The organism is Nocardioides sp. NPDC006303 (genome assembly GCF_040613175.1).
Lineage (GTDB): Bacteria > Actinomycetota > Actinomycetes > Propionibacteriales > Nocardioidaceae > Nocardioides.
The window spans coordinates 85,495-98,465 of sequence record NZ_JBEXRR010000014.1; the positions used below are offsets into that span (position 1 = coordinate 85,495).

15 protein-coding genes are annotated in these 12,971 nt (G+C 69.9%); 9 read left to right on the forward strand and 6 right to left on the reverse strand.

Going from position 1 to position 12,971, the window contains the following annotated elements:
• Nucleotides 1-9: 9 nt before the first annotated feature.
• Entirely contained in the window at nucleotides 10-1,893 is a 1,884-nt protein-coding gene (locus ABZY89_RS13260; RefSeq protein WP_355227759.1) for an ABC transporter ATP-binding protein, read from the forward strand.
• On the opposite strand, the gene ABZY89_RS13265 is transcribed toward ABZY89_RS13260, so the two are convergent.
• Complete coding sequence (locus ABZY89_RS13265) at nucleotides 1,890-2,777, reverse strand: SURF1 family protein (protein ID WP_355227761.1); 888 nt, start codon at nucleotides 2,775-2,777, stop codon at nucleotides 1,890-1,892. The two genes, ABZY89_RS13260 and ABZY89_RS13265, sit on opposite strands and share 4 nt — an antisense overlap.
• A 66-nt stretch (nucleotides 2,778-2,843) precedes the next feature.
• Between ABZY89_RS13265 and moaA the strand changes: the two genes are divergently transcribed.
• Nucleotides 2,844-3,863 (forward strand): GTP 3',8-cyclase MoaA, encoded by a 1,020-nt coding sequence (moaA, locus tag ABZY89_RS13270; protein ID WP_355227763.1) that lies wholly within the window; start codon nucleotides 2,844-2,846, stop codon nucleotides 3,861-3,863.
• A gap of 101 nt (nucleotides 3,864-3,964) precedes the next feature.
• On the opposite strand, the gene ABZY89_RS13275 is transcribed toward moaA, so the two are convergent.
• Genes ABZY89_RS13275 through ABZY89_RS13285 form a run of 3 tightly spaced genes read right to left on the reverse strand, consistent with a single transcriptional unit; the run spans nucleotide 3,965 to nucleotide 5,445 of the window.
• On the reverse strand, nucleotides 3,965-4,903 hold the full coding sequence (locus tag ABZY89_RS13275) for a nucleoside hydrolase (protein ID WP_355227765.1): 939 nt from the start codon (nucleotides 4,901-4,903) through the stop codon (nucleotides 3,965-3,967).
• A gap of 24 nt (nucleotides 4,904-4,927) precedes the next feature.
• The gene (locus tag ABZY89_RS13280; RefSeq protein ID WP_091041080.1) at nucleotides 4,928-5,122 is read right to left on the reverse strand and encodes an acetone carboxylase; all 195 of its coding nucleotides are present in this window, start codon (nucleotides 5,120-5,122) and stop codon (nucleotides 4,928-4,930) included.
• Nucleotides 5,122-5,445, reverse strand: a complete 324-nt coding sequence (locus ABZY89_RS13285; protein WP_355021355.1) for a DUF3099 domain-containing protein — start codon at nucleotides 5,443-5,445, stop codon at nucleotides 5,122-5,124. The genes ABZY89_RS13280 and ABZY89_RS13285 overlap by 1 nt, the downstream gene beginning before the upstream one ends.
• A 140-nt stretch (nucleotides 5,446-5,585) precedes the next feature.
• Here ABZY89_RS13285 and fabG point away from each other — a divergent pair, with 140 nt between their 5' ends.
• Genes fabG through ABZY89_RS13300 form a run of 3 tightly spaced genes read left to right on the forward strand, consistent with a single transcriptional unit; the run spans nucleotide 5,586 to nucleotide 7,614 of the window.
• On the forward strand, nucleotides 5,586-6,314 hold the full coding sequence (gene fabG / locus ABZY89_RS13290) for a 3-oxoacyl-ACP reductase FabG (RefSeq protein WP_355227767.1): 729 nt from the start codon (nucleotides 5,586-5,588) through the stop codon (nucleotides 6,312-6,314).
• A gap of 2 nt (nucleotides 6,315-6,316) precedes the next feature.
• Nucleotides 6,317-7,090: an enoyl-ACP reductase FabI gene (fabI, locus tag ABZY89_RS13295; protein WP_355227769.1), complete on the forward strand. Its 774-nt coding sequence runs from the start codon at nucleotides 6,317-6,319 to the stop codon at nucleotides 7,088-7,090.
• 17 nt (nucleotides 7,091-7,107) lie between these two features.
• Nucleotides 7,108-7,614: a histidine phosphatase family protein gene (locus tag ABZY89_RS13300; RefSeq protein ID WP_355227771.1), complete on the forward strand. Its 507-nt coding sequence runs from the start codon at nucleotides 7,108-7,110 to the stop codon at nucleotides 7,612-7,614.
• 33 nt (nucleotides 7,615-7,647) lie between these two features.
• Here ABZY89_RS13300 and serB read toward each other — a convergent pair whose 3' ends face one another.
• Both serB and ABZY89_RS13310 read right to left on the reverse strand, forming a co-directional pair.
• The gene (gene serB, locus ABZY89_RS13305) at nucleotides 7,648-8,892 is read right to left on the reverse strand and encodes a phosphoserine phosphatase SerB (RefSeq protein WP_355227773.1); all 1,245 of its coding nucleotides are present in this window, start codon (nucleotides 8,890-8,892) and stop codon (nucleotides 7,648-7,650) included.
• Nucleotides 8,893-8,926: 34 nt separating this feature from the next.
• Complete coding sequence (locus ABZY89_RS13310; RefSeq protein ID WP_355227775.1) at nucleotides 8,927-9,697, reverse strand: hypothetical protein; 771 nt, start codon at nucleotides 9,695-9,697, stop codon at nucleotides 8,927-8,929.
• A 53-nt stretch (nucleotides 9,698-9,750) separates the two neighbouring features.
• Here ABZY89_RS13310 and ABZY89_RS13315 point away from each other — a divergent pair, with 53 nt between their 5' ends.
• The 4 genes from ABZY89_RS13315 (at nucleotide 9,751) to ABZY89_RS13330 (ending at nucleotide 12,968) form a co-directional block, all read left to right on the forward strand.
• The gene (locus ABZY89_RS13315; protein WP_355227777.1) at nucleotides 9,751-10,548 is read left to right on the forward strand and encodes an ABC transporter ATP-binding protein; all 798 of its coding nucleotides are present in this window, start codon (nucleotides 9,751-9,753) and stop codon (nucleotides 10,546-10,548) included.
• A 69-nt stretch (nucleotides 10,549-10,617) separates the two neighbouring features.
• Nucleotides 10,618-11,079, forward strand: coding sequence for an NfeD family protein (locus tag ABZY89_RS13320; protein ID WP_350658947.1), 462 nt, complete (start codon nucleotides 10,618-10,620; stop codon nucleotides 11,077-11,079).
• Nucleotides 11,080-11,126: 47 nt separating this feature from the next.
• Complete coding sequence (locus ABZY89_RS13325) at nucleotides 11,127-12,206, forward strand: SPFH domain-containing protein (protein ID WP_355227779.1); 1,080 nt, start codon at nucleotides 11,127-11,129, stop codon at nucleotides 12,204-12,206.
• Entirely contained in the window at nucleotides 12,207-12,968 is a 762-nt protein-coding gene (locus tag ABZY89_RS13330; RefSeq protein ID WP_355227781.1) for a sulfite exporter TauE/SafE family protein, read from the forward strand. It abuts the gene before it with no gap.
• The last annotated feature ends 3 nt before the right edge of the window (nucleotides 12,969-12,971 follow it).

The following is a 12,971-nucleotide window of genomic DNA, read 5'->3' on the forward strand; positions in this document are numbered from 1 at the left end:
GTGTCACAAATGGGTCCAGGCTTCGGTGCCGGCGGCGGGGCGATGGGCGGCGGCGGAATCATGCGCAACCTGCGTGCCGACCGGACGGTTCTCCAGCGCGGGTTGCCGAAGGGCACGCTGAAGCGCGTCATCTCCTACGCCGGGCCTCACCGGGCCCTGATCAGCGCGTTCCTGGTGTTCACGGTCTTCGACGCCGCGCTCGTGGTGGTGACCCCGCTGCTGACCCAGCGCCTCATCGACGACGGTGTGCTAGAGAAGAACGTCTCGCTGGTCGTCTGGCTGGCTGCGGCGATGGCGTTGGTCGCCGTGGTCGACATGGGATTCGGGATCGTCTCGGGCTGGCTCTCGACTCGCATCGGCGAGGGACTCATCTTCGACCTGCGCACCCAGGTCTTCGGCCACGTCCAACGCCAGTCGCTGGCCTTCTTCACCCGTGCGCAGACCGGCGCGCTGGTCAGCCGCCTGAACACCGACGTGCTCGGCGCGCAGCGGGCCTTCACCTCGACCCTGTCCAACAGCGTCTCCAACCTGATCTCGCTGGTCGTGGTCGGCGCGGCGATGTTGGTGCTGTCGTGGCAGGTGACGCTGATGTGCGTCGCGCTGTTCCCGATCCTGTTCCTGACCTCGCGGTGGGTCGGCCGCCGGCTGGCCGGCCTGACCCGCGAGCAGATGGACGGCAACGCGGCGCTGGCGACGACGATGACCGAGCGGTTCAACGTCGGCGGCGCTCTGCTGCTCAAGCTCTTCGGACGCCGCGAGGAGGAGGACGCCGCCTTCGCCGAGCGGGCCGATGTCGTACGCCGCCTGGGGATCCGGATCGCGCTGCTGACCCGCCTGTTCGGAGCAACCATGCAGGTGGTGCCGGCGCTGGCGACCGCGCTGGTCTACGGCGTCGGCGGCTGGATGGTGATCCAGGGCGACGTCACGCTCGGCACCCTGACCGCGCTCGGTCTGCTGCTGGTGAGGCTGCTGGGGCCGCTGCAGGCGCTCTCCAACGTACGCATCGACGTGATGACCGCGCTGGTCAGCTTCGACCGCGTCTTCGAGGTCCTCGACCTGCCTTCGCTGATCAAGGAGAAGCCGGACGCGGTCGAGGTGCCGGCGGACGCCGCGTCGGTGCGGTTCCGCCATGTCGCCTTCACCTACCCGCGCGCCGACGAGGTCTCGCTCGCCTCCCTCGAGACGATCGCACGCCCGGAGAGCCGGGAGGTGCGCGAGGTGCTGACCGACATCGACTTCGTGGCCGAACCGGGGCAGATGGTCGCCCTGGTCGGACCCTCCGGGGCCGGGAAGTCGACGATCACCCACCTGATCGCACGGCTCTACGACGTACGCTCCGGCTCGGTCGAGGTCGGTGGCCTCGACGTACGCGACGTGACCCTGGAGTCCCTCGAAGCCGCGGTCGGCTACGTGACCCAGGACGCCCACATGTTCCACGACACCGTGCGCGGCAACCTGCTCTACGCCCGCCCCGGCGCCTCCGACGACGACATCTGGGCCGCCCTCGAGGCTGCTCAGGTGGCCAACGTCATCAAAGGCCTCCCGGACGGCCTCGACACCGTCGTCGGCGACCGCGGCTACCGCCTCTCCGGCGGCGAGCGCCAGCGGCTCGCGATAGCCCGGCTGCTGCTGAAGGCGCCCCACATCGTGGTGCTCGACGAGGCCACCGCCCACCTCGACTCCGAGTCCGAGGCCGCGGTGCAGACCGCTCTGGACGCCGCGCTGGAGGGACGTACGTCCATCGTCATCGCCCACCGGCTCTCCACCATCCGCGCCGCCGACCGCATCCTGGTCGTCGAGGACGGACGAGTCGTGGAGTCCGGCACCCACGAGTCGTTGCTCGAGGCGGGCGGGCTCTACGCGGAGCTCTACGAGACGCAGTTCCGCCGCTAGCTCTTTCCGCTGCGTTCCTTCTCGTACGCCGCCTGGTAGGCCGCCTTCACGGCCTGCTTCTGGGCGAGCTTGGCGGCCTTCTTGCGGGCTCGCTCATCAGCCGGCTCGTCGCCGTCGGCGGTGTCATCGTCTTGTGCAGGGGCGTCCTGGCGCTGGGTGCGCCGCTCGTCGTACATCAGGTAGAAGAAGCCGGCGATGGCGAGGACGCCGAAGAACCACCACTGCAGTCCGTAGAAGAAGTGGGGGCCGTTGTCGAGCTCGGGCAGGTCGGCCTGGCGCAGCTGGGTGGCGGGCTCCGGCGACTCGGTGTCGAGGTGGAGCCAGCCGGTCAGGAGCGGCTCGTCGACCACATTCGCGACCTGGGTCGAGGAGAGCGCGCGGGTGGCGTGGTAGCCGTCGACCTGCGCGACGTCGGTGGAGTCGCCGGTGCCGTCGGCGCGGACCCAGCCGGTGATCGTGACCTCGCCCGACGGCGGCGCCGGGAGGTCCTCGAACTCATCCTGCGACTCGGTCTGCAGCCAGCCGCGGTCGACGAGCACCGCGCTGCCGTCGGCGAGCACCAACGGGACGACGATGTCGACACCCTTCGCGTCGTCGGGGGTGCGGTAGCGCCAGATGATCGTGTCGTCGACCGCGTACGTCCCGGTCGCCGTCACCCGCCGCCACTCGTCCTTCTCGGCGACCTTCTGGCCCGGGGCCAGTACGTCGGAGACGGGCGCGGGCTCGGCGTCCTCGTTGACGCGGACGATCTGGTTGCTGGCCTTACGGTCCTCGAGACGGTCGAACTGCCACTGGCCCAGCCACCAGGTCCCGTAGGCCAGGATCAGCACGAACACCGTGAAACCGGCCCAGCGTCGGCTGAGCAGGAAACGGAACGAACTCACCCTACGAGACTAACTGGCATGCGGTCCTCACTCACGATCCGGGTCGAGCCTGCCTAGACTGGTGTGATGACGACCTCCCCGACAGATCAGACCCAGCAGAGGCTCGTCGACCGGTTCGGCCGGGTCGCGACGGATCTGCGGGTATCTCTGACCGACCGCTGCAACCTGCGGTGCACCTACTGCATGCCGGCGGAGGGGCTCGACTGGCTGCCCGGCGACGAGGTGCTCACCGACGACGAGGTGGTGCGGCTGATCGGCGTCGCCACCGGTCGGCTCGGCGTACGCGAGGTGCGGTTCACCGGTGGCGAGCCGCTGGTGCGGCGCGGGCTGGTCTCGATCGTCGCGCGCACCCGCGAGGTCGCTCCAGAGGCGGAGCTCTCGATCACCACGAACGCGCTGGGGCTGGCCAAGATGGCCGGGTCCCTCGCCGAGGCCGGGCTCGACCGGGTCAACGTGTCGCTGGACTCGATCCGGCCGGAGATCTTCGCTGAGATCACTCGTCGTGACCGGCTGGCCGACGTGGTCGCCGGGCTCGAGGCCGCGGCCGACGCCGGCCTGGGCCCGATCAAGATCAACGCGGTCCTGCTGCGGGGCGTCAACGACGACCAGGCGGCCGAGCTGCTCGGCTGGTCGGTCGAGCGTGGCTACGAGCTGCGGTTCATCGAGCAGATGCCTCTCGACGCCCAGCACGGGTGGTCGCGCGACAAGATGGTGACCGCCGACGAGACCCTGGCGGCGCTGTCGGCTGCCTTCGAGCTGACGCCCGCGGAGGAGCCCCGCGGCAGCGCCCCCGCCGAGCTCTTCCACGTCGACGGTGGCCCGGCCAAGGTCGGCATCATCGCCTCCGTGACCCGCCCCTTCTGCGGCGACTGCGACCGGGTGCGCCTCACCGCCGACGGGCAGGTGCGCGACTGCCTGTTCGCGCGCTCCGAGTCGGACCTGCGTACGCCACTTCGTGCCGGCGCCTCCGACGACGACCTCGCCGCCCGGTGGGTCACCGCCATGGCCGGCAAGCGCGCCGGCCACGGCATCGACGACCTCGGCTTCCTGCAGCCCGATCGCCCCATGTCCGCCATCGGCGGCTGACCCCAGCCGAGACGTCACCCGCGTCGGCCGAGGTGGCACCGCGGTGACGCCTCGGCCAGCGGGAGTGACGCCTCGGCCGACGTACCTGACCTCTCGGCAGGTCAGGAACCGACGCGGTCGATGGCGTCCAGGACGAGGTCCCAGTAGCCCTCGACGTCGAGCGTGATCGCAACCTGGGCGTTGGGCGGCTCGTCGAGGCGGCCGTGCAGGTCGACGACGGTGGCACCACGGGTCCAGCGGCCCGCGGTCTCGGCAGCTACGAACGACTTGTGCCAGGTGATCAGGCTGGGGTCGATGAGGGCCGCGATGGTGCAGGGGTCGTGAACCGGGGGAGAGGCGAAGTCGAAGACGTCGGAGTAGGTGCCGCCGAAGAACCCCATCAGGTCGGCGCACGCCCGGCCGACCGGATGGTCCATGGCCCGCATCCGTGCGACGACCTCGGGAGTGGCCAGGGCCTGGTGGGACAGGTTGAGGCCGACCATCCGGATCGGCAGGCCGCTGGTGAGGACGAGGTCGAGCGCCTCGGGATCGGCGTACGCGTTGAACTCGGCGGCCGGCGTGGTGTTGCCGCGCTCGGTCGAGCCGCCCATGAAGACGATCTCGGCGATCTTCGCACCGACCTCGGGATGGTCGCGCAGCAGCAGCGCGACGTTGGTGATCGGTCCGGTGGCGACGACGGTGACGGGATCGGGGGCGGCCAAGAGGGACGTACGCAGGAACTCGACCGCCCCCAGCGGGACCGGCGCAGCGAGCGGTTCGGGAAGATCAGGACCGTCGATCCCGGTCGCGCCGTGGATGAAGTCGCCGATGTGGATCTCGCCGGCCAACGGTCCGGCGGCTCCGGCGGCGACCGGGACATCGGGCCGGCGCGCCAGCGCCAGGATCCGCTGGGCGTTGTAGGTCGCCTTCTCCACCCGGCAGTTGCCGAACGTGGTGGTGATGCCGAGCAGGTCGATGTGAGGGCTGCCCAGCGCCAGCAGGATCGCGATGGCGTCGTCGTGGCCGGGGTCGCAGTCGAGGAGCACAGGGATCGGGTTCATCGCGCGACCTCTCCGGGGGAATGGCTAGTGAGGGACGACGTCCTTGAGGAATCCACGCGCTCCCAGGAAGTCGCTGAGCGACTCCTTGTGCGTCTCGCACGCGAGCCAGATCTTACGCCGATCGGCCGTGTGGATCTTGGGGTTGTTCCACTGCAACTCCCACGAACCCGGGTCCTGGCAGCCCTTGGCCGAGCACAGGTCGGAGTCGAGCGCGCCCATCAGTCCTCGTCCTTCTCGCGCAGCTGCTGCTCACGTCCGCTGGTGAGCTGGCGCGGACCGTAGGGCGAGTCCATCAGGTTCATCTCGTCGCTCTTGGTGTTGGTCGCATTGGCCATCACGACCGCGACGTAGGGCAGGATCAGAGCCGCCGCGATCAGGATCGGCCACAGCCAGCCGATACCGGCCAGACCGGCGATCACGGCACCGATGAAGCACAGCGAGCGGATCGACATCGAGATGGCGTAGCGCTTCTGACGGATCGCGATGTCCTCGGCGCGGCTACGCCCGGCGGTTGTGATCCTGATCGGTTGCGCCTTGGACATACCGCCAGTCTAGGTCGTGACCGATGGCACCCGGTCAATGGTGTGGTCCCAACAGGGGCGCTCCGAAGGACTTTGGATGGTTCTCACAAGCAAATCCAAGACATTGGTCGTACGCCGAAGTAATCGCTACCGTCGCGCCTGTGACTGACAGTGAAAACCCCACAACCAAGGCACCGCGCTCGGTGCTGGTGACCGGCGGAAGCCGCGGCATCGGCCGAGCGATCGCCGAGGCCTTCGTCGCCAACGGCGACAACGTGGCCGTGACCTCCCGCAAGGGCGGGGCTCCGGAAGGGGCCCTGGACCTGGTGTGTGACATCACCGACCCGGCCGCCGTCGAGGAGGCGTACGCCGCAGCCGAGGCCGCCCACGGACCCGTCGAGGTCCTCGTCGCCAATGCCGGGATCACGAAGGACACCCTCGTGCTCCGGATGTCGGAGGACGACTTCACCTCCGTGATCGACACCAACCTGACCGCGTCCTTCCGGCTCGCCAAGCGGGCTTCGAAGGGCATGCTGCGGCTGCGCCGCGGGCGGATCATCTTCATCTCCTCGGTCGTCGGGCTGCTGGGCAACGCGGGCCAGGTCAACTACGCGGCGTCGAAGGCCGGGCTGGTCGGCATGGCCCGATCGCTCGCGCGCGAGCTCGGCTCGCGGGGGATCACCGCCAACGTGGTCGCGCCGGGGTTCGTGGAGACCGAGATGACCGCGGTGCTCACCGATGAGCAGCAGAAGGCGATCACGGACCGGGTGCCGTTGGGGCGCTACGCGTCACCGGACGAAGTGGCCTCGGCCGTGACGTGGTTGGCTGATGCGGGATATGTGACCGGGGCCGTGATCCCGGTCGACGGCGGACTTGGAATGGGGCACTGATCATGGGTTTGTTGGACGGCAAGACTGTTCTCGTCGCTGGGGTCACGATGGACTCCTCGATCGGCTTCGCGGTGGCCAAGGTGGCACAGGAGCAGGGCGCCCGCGTCCTGATCTCCAACTTCGGCCGCGCGCTGTCGATCACCAAGCGGATCGCGAAGCGGCTCCCCGAGGAGCCGCCGGTCCTCGACCTCGACGTGACCAACCAGGAGCACCTCGACGGCCTCGCCGACGCGCTCCGGGCCGAGGGTGTCGAGCGGCTCGACGGGGTCGTGCACTCGATCGCGTACGGCAACCCCGAGACGCTCCTCGGTGGCAAGTTCCTCGACGGGCCCTGGGACGACGTCTCCCAGGCGGTCCAGGTCAGCGCCTACTCGCTGAAGTCGCTCGCGATGGCGACCCGGCCGCTCCTGTCTCCGGGCTCGTCGATCGTGGGGCTGACCTTCGACGCCACGATCGCCTGGCCGGCGTACGACTGGATGGGTGTGGCCAAGGCCGCGCTCGAGTCGACCTCGCGCTACCTCGCCCGCGATCTCGGTCCTGACGGGATCCGCTGCAACCTCGTCTCCGCGGGTCCGCTCAAGACGCTCGCCGCCAAGGCGATCCCGGGCTTCGAGGAGCTCGACGAGGGCTGGGGCACCCGGGCGCCGCTGGGTTGGGACAACACCGACCAGGGCCCGACCGCGAAGGCCGTCTGCGCGCTGATCTCCGACTTCTTCCCGGCGACCACCGGCGAGATCATCCATGTCGACGGGGGCTATCACTCGCTGGGCGCGTGAGGTCATAGGGTTGCCGCATGCGGACCCTTGTCATCATGCGGCACGCCAAGGCGGAGTCGTCGGCGCCCACCGACTACGAGCGCCAGCTGACCGAGCGCGGCCATGCCGACGCGGTCGCAGCGGGGGAGTGGTTGGCCGAGCAGGGCGTGGTCCCGGACTACGTGCTGGTCTCGGCGGCCGACCGCGCCACCCAGACCTGGGAGGACGTCGCGCTGGGGGCGTCGTGGGACCTGACGCTGGCGGAGTACGACCAGGGTCTGTACGCCGCCGGCACCTCCACCGCCCTCGACCTCGTCCGCGGGGTCGATGAAGGCATCTCGACGGTCGTGGTGATCGGTCACAACCCGACCGTGTTCTCGCTCGTGCAGCTCCTCGACGACGGCGAGGGCGACGACGAGGCCGGCAACGAGCTCGCCCTCGGCTTCCCGACCGCCGCCGTCGCGGTACTCACCTACGACGGCGACTGGTCCGAGCTCGACGAGGCCGAGGCTTCCGTCACCGCCTTCCACGTCGCACGCGCCTGACCCCGCCGACGCGGTGGGGTCTCGGGCCGCGGCTCAGATGAGGGGCGGGGCGGGGGTGACGATGCCGGCTTCGGCGTCGGCGGCCTCGATCTCCTCGCGGGAGATCCCGAGGAGATACATGATCGTGTCGAGGTAGGGGACGTTGATGGCGGTCCCGGCGGCCGAACGTACTGCGGGCTTGGCGTTGTAGGCGATGCCGAGGCCGGCGGCGGCGAGCATGTCGAGGTCGTTGGCGCCGTCGCCGATGGCGACGGTGGCGGCCTCGGGGATGCCGATCTCGGCGGCGAACTCGCGGAGCGCGCGGGCCTTGCCGGCCCGGTCGACGACCTCGCCGACGACCTCGCCGGTGAGCACGCCGTCGATGATCTCGAGCTCGTTGGCGCGGGCGTAGTGGATGCCGAGGTCGGCCGCCAACCGGTCGGTGATCTGGGAGAACCCGCCCGAGACGATGGCGAACCGGTAGCCGAGGCGCCGCAGGGTGCGGACCATCGTCCGCGCTCCCGGGTTGAGCTGGAGCCCGGCGTACACCTCGTCCAACGCGGTCGCGGGGACGCCCTTGAGGTACTTCACCCGGCCGCGGAGCGACTCCTCGAAGTCGAGCTCGCCGCGCATGGCCGCCTCGGTGACCGAGGCGACCTCCTTCTCGTAGCCGGCGTGGGCGGCGATCATCTCGATCACCTCGCCGTCGATCAGCGTCGAGTCGACGTCCATGACGATCAGGCGCATGCCGCGGCGGACCAGGTTGGCCGGCTGCACGGCGATGTCGACGCCCTGGGCGGCGGCCTCGGCCGCCAGCGTCACCCGCAGCTCGTCGGGCGAGGCGCCAGAGACGTGCAGGTCGAAGGCGGTGACCGGGTAGCGAGCCAGCCGGATGATCCGGTCGATGTTGCCGCCGGCGGAGGCGATCGTCCGCGTCACCGACGCGAGCGCGGCCGCCTTCAGCGGGAGACCCAGCACCGTCACCCGGGCGCGGTCGGCGGGCTCCCGCGGGGTGTCGCCGACGCCTTCCTCGATCTCGACGGTCATGTCGAGAGCGTGGGCGGTCTCCTCGATCGCGTGCTTGAGCGCGTCGGTGCTCGCCGCGTCGGCCGGCGCGGTCACCAGGAGCCCGAGTACGAGCCGCGCCCGCAGCACGATCTGCTCCAGGTCGACCACGTCGACCCCTGCCAACGCGAGCGTCGCCAGGGTGGCCGAGGTCAGCCCGGGACGGTCGTTTCCGGCGAGGGTGATCAGCAGGGTGTCGGGACGGCGCTCGAGCGCGTCGAATTCCTCGGTCATCTCTGCAAACGATAGTGGAGCCGGCGCCCACGTCTCAGTTCGGCGGCCACACCTCGGGCGATCCAGCCGCGGTGAGCGCCCTCCGCGCTGCGCGGTCGAGCCCGACCAGCGCCTCCCGCCGCCGCAGCATCTCCGAGGCGGACACGGCGCCGCCCTCGTCCTCGAGCGCCACCGCGACGATCTCCCGAGCCTGTACGCCACGGGCAGCGAGCTCCACACACCGCGGCGGCACCCCGGGAGCCCCGGCCAGCGAGGGCCGGTGGCGGAGGTTCATCAGCCGGTCGGCGACCTCGGGCCGCCACCGGGCGACGTCGAGCTCGGCGAGCGCCGTCGCGGACTCGGTCAGCGCGAACCGGAGGGCCCGGTCTGCCTCGCCGACGTCGGGGAGCTGACGGCGCTGGGCGGGGTACGCCTGCCACTCGACGACCGCGCCGACCCGGACCGGCACCAGCCCGATCCCGGCGTCGCTCACCACCGCCTCGCCGGCCTCCATCGCGGCCGTGTTGAAGGCCCGGGGTCCGCCCAGCCCGACCGGGTCGCCCTCGGCCGGGAACGCGACCCCGACACAGGTCGCCCCTTCCGTACGCAGCCGTCCCATCCCGCTGACGAAGGTGTCCGCGACCCCCTCGTCGCCACCGAGCCCGAGATCGGCCAGCCCGCTGACGGTGTGGGTCGCGTCGGGCCCGATCACCGCATCGAGCACCAGGTCGGTGACCGCCTCACCGCGCAGCCACGCCGTCACCCACCAGGCCAGGCGCAGGGCCTCGGGGGTGGCCTCCACCGACTGGGATTCGTCGACACTCACAGCGGCCCACCCTATCCCCGAGCCCGAGAACCCCTGCCGATAGATTTGCCGCCATGGCAGCCGTGCTGGAGTTCAACGACGTCACCGTACGCCGCGGGGGCAATGCCCTTCTCGACTCTGTGAGCTGGGTGGTCGAGGAGGATGAACGCTGGGTCATCCTCGGCCACAACGGCGCCGGCAAGACCACGCTGCTCCAGACCGCCGCGGCCCAGCTCCACCCGACCTCGGGCGTGGTGAAGATCCTCGGCGAGCAGATCGGCCGCATCGACGTCTTCGAGCTGCGCCCGCGCATCGGCCTGACCTCCGCCGCGCTGGCCGACCGGATCCCGCGCCACGAGCTCGTCCGCGATGTCGTGGTGAGCGCCTCGTACGGCGTGGTGGGGCGCTGGCGTGAGCACTACGACGACCTCGACCACGACCGTGCCCAGGCGCTGCTGATCGAGGTCGGCATCAAGCACCTCGGTGAGCGAATGTTCGGCACCCTGTCCGAGGGCGAGCGCAAGCGGGTCCAGCTGGCCCGGGCACTGATGGTCGACCCCGAGATGCTGCTCCTGGACGAGCCCGCCGCCGGGCTCGACCTGGGCGGCCGCGAGGACCTCGTCTCGACGCTGTCGACGCTCGCCTACGACCCCGACAGCCCGGCCACCGTGCTCGTCTCGCACCACGTCGAGGAGATCCCGCCCGGCTTCAGCCATGTCCTGATGATGCGGTCCGGCCGGATCACTGCCCAGGGGCTGATCGACGACACGCTGACCTCGGCCAACCTCTCCAAGACCTTCGGCATGCCGCTCGAGCTCGAGGCGAGCGATGGCCGTTACTGGGCCAAGCGTCGCGCCCGCCACACCCGGTAGGCCTAACGTTAAGAAGTCGGTACCCAAACCTCCCCACAACGCGTGGGCCGTCTGGATAGGGTGACGCCCATGGACTGGCAGGACTGGGACTGGGCGATCTGGACGGCACTCGGAGCGCTGCTCGTCGTCGGAGAGCTCTTCAGCCTCGACCTGATCCTGCTGATGCTCGCCACCGGCGCCTTCGCGGGCGCGTTGACCGGCGCGTTCACCGACAGCTTCGTGATCCAGGCGATCGTCGCGCTGGCGGTCTCGGTCTCCATGCTCGCGGTCGTACGCCCGGGGCTGGCCAGGCGGCTCCACAACGGCCCGGAGATCCAGATCGGCGCGCAGAAGCTGATCGGTGTCCAGGCCATCTCGCCCGTCGAGATCAGCGCCCACAAGCCTGGGCAGCTCAAGCTCGACGGCGAGCTCTGGACCGCTCAGCCCTATGACGAGACGCTCGTGATCGCGGCCGGCACGCCGGTCGAGGTGCTCGAGATCAGAGGAGCGACGGCGTACGTCCATCCTCTTCCGGAGCTCGGGACTCCGTAGCTTCCGGGCAACCTGACGCACAACGAATAGACAAGGACTGATTGGCAATGGGTGGCATCATCCTGGCCCTCCTGGTCATCTTGGCGGTGCTGGTGATCACCACGCTGGCCAAGACGATCAAGATCATCCCGCAGGCGCGGGTCGGCATCGTGGAGCGCTTCGGCAAGTTCCAGTCGAAGCGTGACCCCGGCCTGAACGCGGTGATCCCGTTCGTCGACAAGGTGCGCTACATGATCGACATGCGTGAGCAGGTCGTAGCGTTCGCACCGCAGCCGGTGATCACGGAGGACAACCTGACCGTCTCGATCGACACGGTCATCTACTTCCAGGTCAACGACCCGGTGGCGGCGACGTACGAGATCGCCAACTACATCCAGGCCGTCGAGCAGCTCACCATGACCACCCTGCGCAACATCGTCGGTGGCATGACCCTGGAGGAGACGCTGACCAGCCGCGAGCAGATCAACTCCGGTCTCTCGATCGTCCTCGACGAGGCCACCGGTCGCTGGGGCATCAAGGTCAAGCGCGTCGAGATCAAGTCGATCGACCCGCCCATGTCCATCAAGGACGCGATGGAGAAGCAGATGCGCGCCGACCGCGACAAGCGCGCCGCGATCCTCACCGCCGAGGGTCAGCGCCAGTCCGCGATCCTCTCCGCCGAGGGAAACAAGCAGTCCGCCATCCTCAACGCCGAGGGTCAGCGCGAGTCGCAGATCCTCGCGGCGCAGGCCGACCGTGAGGCCGCGATCCTGCGCGCCCAGGGTGAGGGCCAGGCCATCCAGACCGTCTTCCAGGCGATCCACGACGGCCGCCCCGACCAGTCGCTGCTGGCCTACCAGTACCTCCAGATGATGCCGAAGATCGCCGAGGGCGACGCCAACAAGGTGTGGATCGTCCCGAGCGAGATCGGCAAGGCACTCGAGGGCCTCGGCTCGACGATGAACAGCCTCCAGGGCATCCCGGACGAGGTCGAGGGCCCCGTCAAGCGTGTCGACATGGGCTCGGCCGAGCCTGCGGTCGACCTCGAGCAGTCCTCCGCGGCCGCGGCCGTCCAGGAGGCGCTCGCCGAGGCCAAGCAGGCAGAGGCTCCCAACCGGCCGAAGCCTCCTGCCGAGCCGACCGCCTAGGTGGATCCGCTTCAGTCCGCCCTCATCCTGATCGCCGGGGTGGGGGCGGGCACCATCAATGCTGCCGTCGGTTCCGGGACGCTGATCACGTTCCCGACGCTGCTGGCCTTCGGCGTACCTCCCGTCGTCGCCAACGTGTCCAACACGATCGGCCTGGTGCCGGGCTCGCTGGCCGGCGCCTGGGGCTACCGTCGCGAGCTCGCCGGGCAGCGCGGGCGGATCCTGCGGCTCGGCGTCGCGGCGCTCATCGGTGGCGCGGTCGGCGGGATCCTGCTGCTGGTGCTGCCGCCGGGTGCGTTCGAGGCGATCGTCCCGGTGCTGATCGGGCTCGGCGTGGTCCTGGTGATCACCGGGCCACGCATCTCCCGGTGGGTCGCCAGACGGCACGGCGACCTGCCCGATGATGGCAGCGAGCGCTGGTGGGTCTGGCCTGCGATCGCGATGCTCGGCGTCTACGGCGGCTACTTCGGTGCCGCTCAGGGAGTGCTGATGATCGCCATCATCGGCATCGGGGTCGCCGAGTCGCTGCAGCGTCTCAACGGGCTCAAGAACGTCCTGGTCGCCATCACCAACGGCATCTCCGGGCTCATCTTCGCCCTCGTCGCCGACGTCGACTGGCAGATCGCCGCCCTGATCGCCGTCGGCGCGACGATCGGTGGTCTGCTGGGTGCCAGGATCGGCCGCCGGCTGCCACCCAATGTGCTCCGCGGTGTGATCGTCGTGGTCGGCATCACCGCGCTGGTCATGTTTCTATTGGGCTGAGCC

What these genes read in the sequence shown, in the direction of transcription:
- ABZY89_RS13285 (WP_355021355.1), bottom strand. Translation starts at nt 5,445, where the DNA reads ATGTCCAAGGCGCAACCGATCAGGATCACAACCGCCGGGCGTAGCCGC.
- ABZY89_RS13300 (WP_355227771.1), top strand. Translation starts at nt 7,108, where the DNA reads ATGCGGACCCTTGTCATCATGCGGCACGCCAAGGCGGAGTCGTCGGCG.
- ABZY89_RS13320 (WP_350658947.1), top strand. Translation starts at nt 10,618, where the DNA reads ATGGACTGGCAGGACTGGGACTGGGCGATCTGGACGGCACTCGGAGCG.
- ABZY89_RS13325 (WP_355227779.1), top strand. Translation starts at nt 11,127, where the DNA reads ATGGGTGGCATCATCCTGGCCCTCCTGGTCATCTTGGCGGTGCTGGTG.
- moaA (WP_355227763.1), top strand. Translation starts at nt 2,844, where the DNA reads ATGACGACCTCCCCGACAGATCAGACCCAGCAGAGGCTCGTCGACCGG.
- ABZY89_RS13280 (WP_091041080.1), bottom strand. Translation starts at nt 5,122, where the DNA reads ATGGGCGCGCTCGACTCCGACCTGTGCTCGGCCAAGGGCTGCCAGGAC.
- ABZY89_RS13315 (WP_355227777.1), top strand. Translation starts at nt 9,751, where the DNA reads ATGGCAGCCGTGCTGGAGTTCAACGACGTCACCGTACGCCGCGGGGGC.
- ABZY89_RS13275 (WP_355227765.1), bottom strand. Translation starts at nt 4,903, where the DNA reads ATGAACCCGATCCCTGTGCTCCTCGACTGCGACCCCGGCCACGACGAC.
- fabI (WP_355227769.1), top strand. Translation starts at nt 6,317, where the DNA reads ATGGGTTTGTTGGACGGCAAGACTGTTCTCGTCGCTGGGGTCACGATG.
- serB (WP_355227773.1), bottom strand. Translation starts at nt 8,892, where the DNA reads ATGACCGAGGAATTCGACGCGCTCGAGCGCCGTCCCGACACCCTGCTG.
- ABZY89_RS13260 (WP_355227759.1), top strand. Translation starts at nt 10, where the DNA reads ATGGGTCCAGGCTTCGGTGCCGGCGGCGGGGCGATGGGCGGCGGCGGA.